This window comes from Mangrovimonas sp. DI 80 (assembly GCF_001975575.1).
GTDB classification, from domain to species: domain Bacteria; phylum Bacteroidota; class Bacteroidia; order Flavobacteriales; family Flavobacteriaceae; genus Mangrovimonas_A; species Mangrovimonas_A xylaniphaga.
Window position 1 is genome coordinate 870,713 of record NZ_MSDT01000002.1, and the last position, 12,117, is coordinate 882,829.

The 12,117-nt window shown below is 41.2% G+C and carries 9 protein-coding genes; 3 read left to right on the forward strand and 6 right to left on the reverse strand.

Translation table 11 applies throughout. The features are described from left to right. Positions 1-54: 54 nt before the first annotated feature. The gene (locus BKM32_RS04445; RefSeq protein WP_076662704.1) at positions 55-942 is read right to left on the reverse strand and encodes a LysR substrate-binding domain-containing protein; all 888 of its coding nucleotides are present in this window, start codon (positions 940-942) and stop codon (positions 55-57) included. Between the two features lie 81 nt (positions 943-1,023). On the opposite strand from BKM32_RS04445, the gene hutH reads away from it, so the two are divergent. The 3 genes from hutH to BKM32_RS04460 all read left to right on the forward strand — a co-directional run bounded on the left by hutH (position 1,024) and on the right by BKM32_RS04460 (position 5,363). Then, complete coding sequence (gene hutH / locus BKM32_RS04450) at positions 1,024-2,514, forward strand: histidine ammonia-lyase (RefSeq protein WP_216349595.1); 1,491 nt, start codon at positions 1,024-1,026, stop codon at positions 2,512-2,514. A 13-nt stretch (positions 2,515-2,527) separates the two neighbouring features. Then, positions 2,528-4,525 carry a urocanate hydratase gene (locus tag BKM32_RS04455; RefSeq protein WP_076662705.1) on the forward strand — a complete coding sequence of 666 codons (1,998 nt, stop codon included), beginning with the start codon at positions 2,528-2,530 and terminating at the stop codon, positions 4,523-4,525. 295 nt (positions 4,526-4,820) lie between these two features. Then, on the forward strand, positions 4,821-5,363 hold the full coding sequence (locus BKM32_RS04460; protein ID WP_123812058.1) for a hypothetical protein: 543 nt from the start codon (positions 4,821-4,823) through the stop codon (positions 5,361-5,363). Between the two features lie 98 nt (positions 5,364-5,461). Here the strand turns inward: BKM32_RS04460 and BKM32_RS04465 are convergent, their stop codons facing one another. The 5 genes from BKM32_RS04465 to mutT form a co-directional block, all read right to left on the reverse strand. After that, on the reverse strand, positions 5,462-6,124 hold the full coding sequence (locus tag BKM32_RS04465) for a YiiX/YebB-like N1pC/P60 family cysteine hydrolase (protein WP_253187405.1): 663 nt from the start codon (positions 6,122-6,124) through the stop codon (positions 5,462-5,464). Positions 6,125-6,309: 185 nt separating this feature from the next. Further along, positions 6,310-7,389, reverse strand: coding sequence for a tyrosine-protein phosphatase (locus BKM32_RS04470; RefSeq protein ID WP_076662707.1), 1,080 nt, complete (start codon positions 7,387-7,389; stop codon positions 6,310-6,312). A gap of 12 nt (positions 7,390-7,401) precedes the next feature. Further along, positions 7,402-10,272 carry a TonB-dependent receptor gene (locus tag BKM32_RS04475; RefSeq protein ID WP_076662708.1) on the reverse strand — a complete coding sequence of 957 codons (2,871 nt, stop codon included), beginning with the start codon at positions 10,270-10,272 and terminating at the stop codon, positions 7,402-7,404. A 193-nt stretch (positions 10,273-10,465) separates the two neighbouring features. Then, complete coding sequence (locus BKM32_RS04480; protein ID WP_076662709.1) at positions 10,466-11,551, reverse strand: AraC family transcriptional regulator; 1,086 nt, start codon at positions 11,549-11,551, stop codon at positions 10,466-10,468. A gap of 152 nt (positions 11,552-11,703) precedes the next feature. After that, positions 11,704-12,108 carry an 8-oxo-dGTP diphosphatase MutT gene (gene mutT, locus BKM32_RS04485; RefSeq protein ID WP_076662710.1) on the reverse strand — a complete coding sequence of 135 codons (405 nt, stop codon included), beginning with the start codon at positions 12,106-12,108 and terminating at the stop codon, positions 11,704-11,706. Positions 12,109-12,117 lie beyond the last annotated feature (9 nt).

The following is a 12,117-nucleotide window of genomic DNA, read 5'->3' on the forward strand; positions in this document are numbered from 1 at the left end:
TATTTATTAAGGGAATAATAAGAAAAGCACTTATACTAAAGTATAGGTGCTTTTTTATTTGATAAGTTGGATAAAGTGTTCCAAACTAGGGTTCATATTACTAGGGTCCCAAATCATGGACAAAACAGTGCGTTGTGGAATCTTTGAAAGTTCAATAAACTTCACGCCTGGGTCATGGCCCACTTGAAGGGATTTAGGAACAATGGAAACCCCAAATCGATTCTTGATAAGCGAATAAATGGAATCGGCGTGGATGGTATTATGGGACACGATGGGACTAAAACCACTGTCGTCAAAAATTTGCATCACCTTTTCGTAATAGGATGTGCTATACTTGGGATCGAAAAGAATAAAGGATTCATTCTTCAATTGGGTCAGGCTTTTAAAATTGCTGTTGTCCAATGGGTGATCCTTCGGAAGTACCAAACAAAAGGGTTCCTTTAAAATCTGTTTAATAGAAAGTCCTCTAGGTACGCGTTCCAATCTTACAAAGCCAATGTCAATATCATGGGCAATAAGACTGTCTATTTGACTTTGGTTGTCCATTTCCTTAAGGCTAAAGATCACATTGGGGTGTTCTTCTTCAAAAGCCAAAAGCAATCTGGGAATAAGCTCCTGCATCGCCGAGCCTACATAACCAAAATTCAGGCGGCCTTGCTTGCCGTCCTGCAAGAGTTTGGCATGTTCAAAAATGCCATCTAGTCGGGATAAATTTCTACTGATTTCAGCATGAAGATAGGCGCCAGCCTTGGTAAGTTTTACATCTCGGTTATGACGCTCAAAAAGCGTGATGCCCAACAATTCTTCCAACTGTTTGATTTGCCTGCTTAAGCCTGGTTGGGAGATAAATAGCTTATCGGCCGCTTTTCTAAAGTGCAATTCTTCGGCGACAGCCAAAAAATAATGCAGGTGACGCAATTCTATTTGATTACTTACAGGCATCAATGAGTGATGTAAATGATATTATTTGCTATCAAAAATAGCGATAACTTTGTAAAAACTAATAGAAAACGAGAGAGAATGATGTTTAAATATGGTATAAATAAGCTTACGGTTGATACCGTAATGGCCCTTGCAGAAGGAACTTTGAAAGGGATTGTGACGGAAGAGGCCAAGGCTAAAGTAGATGCTTGCAGACAGAAAGTGGAAATTATGGCCAATTCCGATAAGGCCGTGTACGGAATCAATACAGGATTTGGACCCTTGTGCGATGTACAGATTACCCCTGAAGAAACCAGTAAATTACAGGAGAACTTGGTCATTACCCATGCCGTTGGTGTAGGAAACCCGATTGATAAGGAATTATCCAAAATCATGATGATCTGTAAGGTGCAGGCCTTATGTCAAGGATTTTCAGGGGTGAGAATGGAAGTGATCGACCGATTGTTGTACTGTATTGAAAATAATTTGTTGCCAGTAGTTCCTGAACAAGGTTCGGTAGGAGCATCGGGTGATTTGGCGCCTTTATCGCATTTATTTTTGCCGTTGTTGGGCGAAGGTGAGTTTTGGGTGGGCGATGTCATTAAACCTGCCGCAGAGGTCTTAAAAGCGCATAATTTGGAGCCTATCCAATTACAGGCTAAAGAAGGTTTGGGATTGATCAATGGAACCCAGTTCATTTTGGCGCATGCCATCAAAGGGCTTAAAAAAATGGCATATCTTTTGGACTTGGCCGATGTGGCCGGAGCCATGAGTATTGAGGGCTACCAAGGAAGTGCTTCGCCATTTAAGGAAGCGCTGCATACCATTAGACCGTTTCAAGGAAATCTAAAAGTAGCCGAGCGCATGCGCCGACTATTTAAGGATTCCCAAAATATCAAATCGCATTTGGATTGTGCCCGCGTGCAGGATCCTTATTCCATGCGTTGTATTCCGCAGGTGCACGGGGCTTCAAGAAATGCTTTCTATCATTTAAATGAATTGGCAGAAATTGAGATGAACTCGGTAACCGATAATCCAATTGTGTTGAGTGAAACCGAAGCCATTTCAGGTGGAAATTTCCACGGGCAACCCTTGGCAATGGCCTTGGATTATGCTTCGATAGCAGCTTCGGAATTAGGAAATATCGCCGATAGAAGATGTTATTTATTGTTGGAAGGGAAGTTTGGATTACCTCGTTTGTTAACCGAATCCGGAGGTTTGAATTCTGGATTTATGATTCCTCAATACACCACAGCGGCTTTGGTAACGGAAAACAAATCATTGTGTTTCCCTCCTTCCGCAGACAGTGTGCCAACGTCTTTAGGACAGGAAGACCACGTGTCTATGGGGAGTATCTCTGGGCGTAAGTTCAACCAAATTTTGGGGAATATTGAAAAGATTTTGGCCATCGAATTGATGTATGCAGCCCAAGCTTTGGAATTTAGACGTCCAAATACCTTTTCCGATATTGTGGAAGAAAACTTTAAGTTGATCAGAAGTAAAGTGGCGAAGTTGGAAGATGACCGTGTGTTGAAGGACGATATTTATGCCATCATTCAATTTGTAAAAGAACAAGCCATTAGGGTGCAGTAAAACAAAAAGCGATATGACATTTCAAGAACAGATATTACAAGGAATCCCAACGGAGTTACCGACAAAAAAGTCCTATCCAGAAGGCATTAATAGAGCTCCAAAACGAAAGGATATACTATCAAAAGAAGATAAGCAATTAGCCGTTAGAAATGCACTAAGGTATTTCCCAGAAGCTTGGCATGCTACCTTGGCGCCTGAATTTGCCGAGGAATTGAAAGAATACGGACGCATTTATATGTACCGCTTCAAACCGGATTACGATTTGTATGCGCGACCTATTTCGGAGTATCCGGCACAATGTTCACAGGCGGCAGCTATCCAGTTGATGATTCAAAATAATTTGGATCCCGCCGTAGCGCAGCACCCTGAGGAATTGATTACCTATGGAGGAAACGGTGCCGTGTTCCAAAACTGGGCGCAGTACTTGTTGACCATGAAATATTTGGCCACTATGACAGAGGAGCAGACTTTGCATATGTACTCTGGCCACCCCATGGGATTGTTCCCATCGTCTAAAGCAGCGCCCCGAGTGGTGGTAACCAACGGGATGATGATTCCAAACTATTCGCAACCGGACGATTGGGAAAAGTTCAATGCCTTGGGAGTTACCCAATATGGTCAGATGACTGCGGGATCTTTTATGTATATCGGTCCGCAGGGAATTGTACACGGAACCACAATTACCGTGATGAACGCTTTCAGAAAAATATTGAAGAAAGAAGAGTCTTCCGCTGGAAAAATATTTTTAACTGCCGGTTTGGGTGGTATGAGTGGTGCGCAGCCTAAGGCAGGAAATATTGCCGGTTGTATCACGGTGTGTGCCGAAGTGAATCCAAAAGCGGCCACCAAACGTCACCAACAGGGTTGGGTAGATGAGTTGATAGACTCTATGGAGGCTTTGATTACTCGTGTGAAAAAAGCGCAAGAGGCCAACGAAGTGGTTTCCATTGCCTACATTGGAAACATTGTGGAGGTCTGGGAGCGTTTTGATGAAGAAAATATCTTTATCCATGTAGGGTCAGATCAAACCTCTTTGCACATTCCGTGGACGGGTGGTTACTACCCTGTAGATGTGAGTTATGAGGAATCCAATCGCTTGATTCGTGAGGAGCCGGAAGTGTTTAAGGAAAAGGTTCAGGAAAGTTTGCGTCGTCATGCCGCGGCTATCAACAAACATACAGCCAAAGGCACGTATTTCTTCGATTATGGAAATGCCTTTCTATTGGAAGCCTCTCGTGCAGGCGCCGATGTGATGGCCGAAAATCAAATCGATTTTAGATATCCTTCCTATGTTCAGGATATTTTGGGCCCAATGTGTTTCGACTATGGTTTTGGACCCTTCCGTTGGGTGTGTACGTCTGGAAAACCTGAGGATTTGGATGCTACGGACCAAATTGCCATGGAAGTGCTGCAGCAAATTATGGAAGTATCTCCAGAGGAAATCCAATTGCAAATGCAGGACAACATCACTTGGATTAAAAATGCAAAGCAGAACAAAATGGTGGTGGGCTCACAAGCCAGAATTCTATATGCCGATGCCGAAGGGCGTGCCAAAATAGCCGAAGCCTTTAATAATGCCATTGCAGAAGGAAAAATTGGCCCTGTAGTATTAGGACGCGATCACCACGATGTGAGTGGTACCGATTCTCCATATCGCGAAACTTCCAACATTTATGACGGCAGTAAGTTCACCGCTGATATGGCCATTCAAAACGTGATAGGAGACAGTTTTAGAGGCGCTACCTGGGTGTCTATCCACAATGGTGGTGGTGTTGGCTGGGGAGAAGTGATCAACGGTGGTTTTGGAATGCTGTTGGACGGCACCAAAGAAGCCGAAGCACGCCTCAAAAGCATGTTGTTCTACGATGTCAATAACGGTATTGCCAGACGTAGTTGGGCCAGAAACAAAGAAGCCAGATTTGCCATTGAACGCGAAATGCAGCGTACACCAAGCCTAAAGGTGACCTTGCCTCATTTGGTGGCGGAGAATGTGTTGACGGATTTGTTTTAAGTGAGATATAAGTAGAGAGTATTGAGTAATAAGAAAACAGCCTTCCAATTTTGGAGGGCTTTTTTGTTTTCTCGGGAATGTTTTTGCAATGTAAAAGGCTATCTTAGTCAAGAGTCGTCTGTGCAAGTGATACTTTTGGATGACTACAGCATTCTTAAAAATGGATAAATGAGGATTTATTGAATGAGCAAAAAATATTAAATTTAAAAAGTCTACTAAACTATATTTATATTCATGAAGTCCAAATTAGTTTGAAAACATATATTCCGCATTCAGTTATAATACATGATAAATTATGATTTATTTTTTTAATAAGTTGCATTTTTTTGGGATCATGATTTCTTTCTTCTTCTTGTATCAGGAGTCTTCAAATGCATATGAAAAGGCTTTTTATCAGAACAGAGATGCTTCTCATATAATTAACAACCCTGTAATACTTAATCCAATTCGTGAGGTTATCAACAAAATGGATCAAAGTTCATTGTTAAATGTTATAGTACTAAGGGTTGATTCTGTGGATATGAATCACCAAAATATTTATTTGAAAGCAAGCAATTTTGAAACTGAGGCTGTATACTTTAATACAAGTAAAAACTCATCAAAACTTAAAGGTTATTTGTGGGTTGATAATACACAAGTATTGTTGTTTGATGAATCTAAAGTATTTTTCCAGAGGATTGATGAGAACTATGACATTTTTAAAAATACAAATGATATTAGCACCTTGGTCAGCGTGCATACTCCATATCGCTATTATGAATATAAAAAGGATTCTATTTTTGGAGAGATTGAAGAATTTATAGAATTCAAAGGTGAGCTGGATAAAATAGATAATTAATGTAATTACCCTTTAGCTGATATTGCTAGCACTCGTCTGTGACGAGCGCTAAATTGGTCTCAAATCTTGTAGCTCAGCAGTCTTGATTCTAAAATTGTCTACAAACGCACTCTCCCCAGCACCATTAACTTTTCAGAAGCCGCCATGCCGTTAGGGTTGCAGCCTAGTTGGCCTTCGGGAACATCCATGCCCAGTTCTTTGTAAAACGCAATCCAAGAGGGATTGAATTTACCCGAGTCTGGATCCTTAAACGTCATGGGGCTCAATTTAAAAATGCTGTCATTTGCAAAAGCTCTGTACACAAATCCAGAACAATAATAGCTACTGTCATTCATGACATAGCTGAAGTTATAGGGCTTGCCCAACATGGTTTTGGCTTTGTTGATAGCGTTAGGAATGGCTTTTTGATAGTCTTGTTTTAAGCGATAAGCGATAACCGTTCTCGCTTGTGGAATACTGTCTGATGGAGGATAGATAAATTCTCGCAAACCAATCTTGCAGGAACCGCCTTCCGTGTCGGCGTGCAATACAAAAATGCTATCACCCACTATTTCAATCAATCCCATATGAGAGAAATGGGTGGCTTTATCGGTTTGGGTAACCGCATCTATAGCTTTGGATAAACTGCTTTCGGCAGACTCCCTAAACAATACATCACCAGTCTGCAAAATGACATTCTGTGCTTGTAATGTTGTGGTCAATAGAGCAATTAAAAGAAATGTGATATGTCTTTCTTGCATTTTAAAACGATGTCTTTTCATCTCTAAATGACGGTTAAGTTGTTTTGAGATTGTGTATAACAACACATGTTGTTAGCTATATGGTAGCCAAAATAGATAAAATTTTTGGAAGGAGGATATGATCTGAGGATGCAACCATTACGTATGTCATAATTAAAAAGGCGAATGTATACCACATCCGCCTTAAAAAAACTAATTGCAAAAAACTACCTTAAGTATCGATGCCTCAGTTTGGCTTGAACTAAGGAATCAACGCCTATTTCTGTTTGCAAAAAGTTGTCTACAGAGCCATATTTAGCTTCTATTTCTTTAAATCCGCGCTCCAAATAAGAACGTTTTACCCCCATTAACGGACGTAATATACGCTCGTCGATGCCATAGAATGTCGCTGCCTTTTTGATGGTGCTTTCGTTGTGTGGGTATCTGTAAAAGTTGGAAAGCACATATTCGTCCATAATGGTTTCCTTGTCAACACCCAAGGTGTAAAGTATAAAGGCAGAAGTGAAACCGGTGCGGTCTTTTCCAGCACTACAGTGAAACAATATTGGGGAATCGCCGTCTTCCACAATCTTTTGGAATAGTTTCTTGAAAGGCTCAGGGTGTTCCACGAACTCTACCGAAAACTGTTCCATCATGGCGTCGCCATCAAAGGTTTCCGGATCGGCATCGGTAATTTGCTTAAGCATGGCCTTTGGATCTTTGTTGTCCATATTGCCAATGGGCATGTGCAACCAATTGACGCCGTTTGGATAAATGTCTGGCTGTTCTTCAATTTCATAATTGGAACGCAAATCCAAAATGGTAGCTAGACCAATTTCTTCCATATAGGCCAAATCTTCTTTGCTTAATTCTGAAATTTCACCTGAGCGGTACAGCATTCCAAATTTGGTGTGTTTGCCATCTTTGGTAGGAATCCCTCCTATGTCCCTAAAATTGAAACTGTGTTCCAGTACAATTTCACGTTCCGATAGGTATAGGGTGTCACTCTCGCTTACGGCCGCAAAAAACAGACGCTTTGCAGGCTGTGGGTTGGCGATGTTCAAAATGTTTTGGGTCTCTGAAAGTACTTGGACATTGTTCCAATTGATGGTTTCTGGAGAGTTACCTGTATAGATGTTCCAGTTCCCTGTTTTGTTCAATTGCAACTCGTAATTATGGTCTTCCAAACGTGTTACATGGATGGTTTCATCTAAAGAGTATGCGGGTTGTTCGGCTTTTTCGTAGTTGCCACAGGAGCATAGCAAAGTTGCTAGGGCTCCTGTGTATAAAAATTTATGAATGGTCATGATGTTCTGTGATTAGAATAATTTGTAGTTGATACCAAATAGACCTCTGATGGAGTAGTACTCTGTTTGTTCTGGTCTGTTGGTGTTGCCTTGGTAGTATCTCAAAGGTTCGTTGGTCAAGTTGTTCAACTCAACATACATACGCAACTTAGGACTGATGTTTACAGATCCCGAAAAGTCTACGGTGAAGTTTTTGTCATACCAACGGTAGTTTTCTGGGTTGCCTTGTACCAATGCCAAAGACTCTCCTTTGTAGTTTCCAGACACACGTACTGTAAAGATCCCTTTTTCGTAGAATAGGGCACTGTTAAAGATGTGCTTAGACTGGTTAGGTATTTTTTCGGTAGTGGTCGTTTCTGTAATCTCTCCAGTGGTGGCATCGGTATGATATTCTGGGACGTTCATTTCCGAATCGGCAAAGGTATAGTTGGCCTCAACTCCAAAACCACTCAAAAAGCCTGGTAAGAAATCCAAACGCTTGGACAATCCAAATTCTAATCCTGCCAACCATCCGCTTTCGGAGTTTTGAGGTTGGGTGACTTGGTAAAGGGTCCCGTCTATGTTTTGGTAACTTCTACCTGTATAGATTACATTTTCCAAAGATTTATAGAAGGCACCGGCACTTAATAAACCTACGTTTTTAAAGTAGTATTCTCCCATAAGGTCTACGTTGTTGGAATAGGTAGGCTTTAGGTTGATGTTTCCTCTGGAAATAGTTGCAGGAGTACTCAACAAACTAATGGTTTCTGTTGGATTCAATTCAGAGAAATTGGCCCTTGCCATGGTTCTTGTATAGGCCAATCTAAGGTTGATATTGTCCTTTGGTGAATATTTTAAGTGTACCATTGGCAGGAAGGAACCAAAATCATTGTCGTTGGAAATTTTGTTGATGGTAGTCTCATCTTCAGATACTGCGGTTACCATATAACCGTCATATTCCAAATTGGTATGCTCATAGCGGAACCCTCCAATAAGACTTAACTTATCAGTCAATTTGTAATCGCCCATTAAGTATCCTGCCGCTACTTGCTCATGTCCTGAGTAGAAGGATCCAGCCGATGACGGGTTGTTTTCATCAAATTCGATGTTGTAGTACAACGGGTTTTCCAATTGCTCGGCAGAGAACAAATCGTCCAATTGGTTCAAACTTAAGGATGGCAACAATACGTTGTCATATGGACTTCCTATTTCGGTTAAATACCCACCTCTTTCTGGGAAAGGCCTTGTGTCAAAATTGGTCATGGCAATTGGAGCACCATAGGCATCTCCCAAATACAGGTAATAATTGTAAGGAGCGCCTCTTTCAAAGTTCATGCGCTTGAATTTTCCACCGGCCTTTAAAGTCAGTTTGTCGGTAGGCTTAAAAGTTACATCTGCTTGCGCTGTATAATCCATTTCTTTACTGTGCGATTTGAAAGCAATCTGGTTGGCCAAGGTCATTTGGTCGGCGGTTACAGGGCTGCTCAAGTAAGGTTGGATATTGTCATATGGATCTCCATCGTATCCTGAAGGTGAATCGATATCTAAAAACTTGAAGCCATCACCGGTAAGGTTGCTATAGCTTACAGGCGTTGAGAAAGTGGCCATATAGTAAGCTGCAGATCCCGCTGCCGATGAGCCAGGAAGCTTTTCGTTGCCCATTTCTGCGCCATAGGTAGAAAGTCTCCAATCTATTTTCCACTTTTCATTTCTTAGGTGGTGGTTACCTCCAATTTCGGTTCCATAAAGATCAATACCAATAATTCCTTCACGAACCCTCAGGTCGATGGTGCTTTCATCAAAATTGAAAATATGTTCTACAGCACTTTCACGGTCCTTAAATTTAGTTTTGAGGCCTCGTAAGTAGATTTTGGTATTCACATTGGGCGTGTACTCAAATCCGGCGTTGAAGCCATAAGTGGTACGTTCTCCCAAATAATCTCTTAGCTGTAGGTTGCTCAAAGCGAAATTATCGCTGTTGTACACTACTTCGTAGTTATCGGTACCCCAGTTTCTGTTCCAGTAGGTTCCAGAAAGCATGAAGCCTATTTTTCCATCCGCTACACGGTCTCCATAAAGGATCGATCCGTTTTGGATAGGTTTTTGGGCTTGGTCGTTGTACCCATAACCTAAGTTGACGTTCAAGGTTCTTTTAGAAGGTGCTGTTTTGGTGATAAAGTTCACAGATCCTCCAATGGCGTCTCCTTCCATGTCGGGAGTAATCGCTTTAGACAGCTGCACAAATTCTATCATTTCCGAAGGGAAGATATCCAAAGGAGCCGCTCGGGTTCCACTAGTGTTGTCTGAAGTTCCTTCTGTAGAAGGCATTCTGTCTCCGTTCAACAAGGTCGAGTTCCAAGCAATAGGCGTTCCTCTTACAATAACATAACGTCCTTCACCGTGGTCTCTTTCAATAGATACCCCTGTCATACGTTGTACAGCCTCGGCAGCATTACGGTCCGGAAGTTTTCCAATCACGTCATTGGCCAATACCTCCATAATGGCGGCAGAGTTTTTCTTGATGTTCAAAGCTTTTTGTTGCGAAGGCATATAACCTCCTTTAAGTACCACCTCTCCCAATTCTTCGGTACTAGGCATTAACATGATAGTCCCCATGTCTGAACGCTCATTGGCTGTCGTAGTAATAGCCACTTCCTTAGTTTCATACCCTAGATAGGAAAAAACAATAGTGTGTGCGCCCTCTGCAACGTTTACCAAGCTAAAGGTGCCTTCAAAATCTGTGGTGGTTCCGTTGCTGGTTCCTTTTACTAAAATGTTTACTCCGGGAAGCGGACCAAACTCATCAGCTACCTTCCCGCTTATTCTTGATGTTTGGGAAAGCACCTTGGAACTTGCCATTAAAATTAGCAGCAAAGCGCCAAGGAATTTTAAGTGTTTACTCATTGTGTGAAATTTTTTTGTTGATTTTAATCTTCCGCAAAATTTGAAATAAAGTCAAGGGCATTCGTTGCAATCAACTGAGGAGGTCTATTTGGGCGTTCAAATTATGTGAGGTGAACGTTTGAATGATGTAACGATCTGTTTTTAAGTGGTTTGGGTTATTTTAATTAAAAATAAAGAATTTGTTAAGCATGTGTTAAGAGAGGCCCAAAGCCTCTTTTTTGTATTCCAAAGGGGTCTTTTGGGTCAGTTTTTTGAAGTGTGTATTGAAGGTAGATTTGGAATTGAAGCCAGCGCTATAGGCAATATCTGTGATGGATTCTTTGTGGTTGGATGTAAGCAGTGATTTTGCCTCTTCAATGCGATAATCGTTGATGAATTGATAGAAGTTTTTCTGAACATAGGCATTCAATGCTTGAGTAATGTGATGTTTTGGAATGTGGACTTTTTCCGATAGTTTTTGAAGTGTCAGTTCTGGGTCCAAATAAATTTTTTCCTTTTCAAGGTACAGTTGTAAGGTTTTGTAATAAGCCTTTAAATCTTCGGTTTCCAAATTGGAACTCTCGTATTTCTGCGTTTTTTTTTCAGGATTTCCTAAACCTGCAGGGGCAACGGCCAAAACATTGGCAACAATGGGCTCTTCAGAAGTATTGATTTTATACAATAAGATAGACACTACAGTAATAAGCATGAGCACATAGGTGAGCCTAATGTTAATGGGGTCGTAGCCTAAAATGTGAAGGGTCACCAAAAACAGTACCACTACCATAAAGGCAATGTTTACGTACGTGAGACCTAGTAATAAGGTGTTGCGGTCCTTGGGCATACTGTTGGGGTTTTGATGCAATAACCTAAGACTTAATAATGGATATACTATAAATGGAATAAGGTAGCCGTAGGATAGGTGTTGATACCATTGCCCAAAGGCATCGCTTTTTGGACCACTACCATGTGTGGCAATCACGGCTAGAAACACTACGCTCACGATGAGGAACGGTGTTAAATGCCACCATAATTCTTTCCGTGTAATGCCTTTTACGGCACATTTGCAAGTGAGGTATAGAATAGGGCCATAGAACAAACTGAAGCTCGTTGGCAATTTGTAGTAAAATGGATTTTGTTCCAAAAACACCAAGAAAAATAACTTGGTAGAATAGTGGCTGAAAATAAAAAATAGGAACAAAGCCAAGAGTTTATCAAACTGACTTTTGCTGCGATATCTCATGACCAAAGCCAACGAAAATACCGCTTGAAATACGATAATACTGATTAAATACCCCATGTTGTTTTAAAAGGGGTAAAATTAAGGACGGTATAACCCCTGTTTATTTAAGTTTCTGTTACCATTAGTTTAAGCAATGGTAAATAGTTTGGTGTTGTACTAAATAACCCTCAAGTTATAGGTGTATGGGGGAGTTAAGGCGACTGACCTATCTACTTAATTGCGCCTTTTTCTTTAAAAGTGTGGAGTAATTTTTCTACAATTGGCACGTCTGCAGGCGCCATTTGGTAGTTGCTTAATTCGGGGATGGTGACCCAAGCCAATTGATCATGGTCCCTCAGTTGAAATTCCCCGGAGACATGTTGGGCTATGTAAGATTCCAACAAAATTGTTTTTGAACTATACATATGTTCATTTTTGTGAAAAGGGTTGAGGACTCTAATCTCTACTTGAAATTCCTCCCTAAACTCACGAATCAAGGCTGCTTCTGCGGTTTCGTTGGGTTCTATCTTGCCGCCTGGAAATTCCCAATAGCCTGCTAGGTCTTTACCGGGTGCTCGTCTTGCAATAAGGATGTTTTGTTGATCTATGAGAATGCCTGCGGCTACTTTCAGCATACTATGGAA

Excerpts from the sequence above, each read along its gene's own strand:
- BKM32_RS04445 (WP_076662704.1), bottom strand. The coding sequence starts at position 942 with ATGCCTGTAAGTAATCAAATAGAATTGCGTCACCTGCATTATTTTTTG.
- hutH (WP_216349595.1), top strand. The coding sequence starts at position 1,024 with ATGTTTAAATATGGTATAAATAAGCTTACGGTTGATACCGTAATGGCC.
- BKM32_RS04455 (WP_076662705.1), top strand. The coding sequence starts at position 2,528 with ATGACATTTCAAGAACAGATATTACAAGGAATCCCAACGGAGTTACCG.
- BKM32_RS04460 (WP_123812058.1), top strand. The coding sequence starts at position 4,821 with ATGATTTATTTTTTTAATAAGTTGCATTTTTTTGGGATCATGATTTCT.
- BKM32_RS04465 (WP_253187405.1), bottom strand. The coding sequence starts at position 6,124 with ATGAAAAGACATCGTTTTAAAATGCAAGAAAGACATATCACATTTCTT.
- BKM32_RS04470 (WP_076662707.1), bottom strand. The coding sequence starts at position 7,389 with ATGACCATTCATAAATTTTTATACACAGGAGCCCTAGCAACTTTGCTA.
- BKM32_RS04475 (WP_076662708.1), bottom strand. The coding sequence starts at position 10,272 with ATGAGTAAACACTTAAAATTCCTTGGCGCTTTGCTGCTAATTTTAATG.
- BKM32_RS04480 (WP_076662709.1), bottom strand. The coding sequence starts at position 11,551 with ATGGGGTATTTAATCAGTATTATCGTATTTCAAGCGGTATTTTCGTTG.
- mutT (WP_076662710.1), bottom strand. The coding sequence starts at position 12,108 with ATGCTGAAAGTAGCCGCAGGCATTCTCATAGATCAACAAAACATCCTT.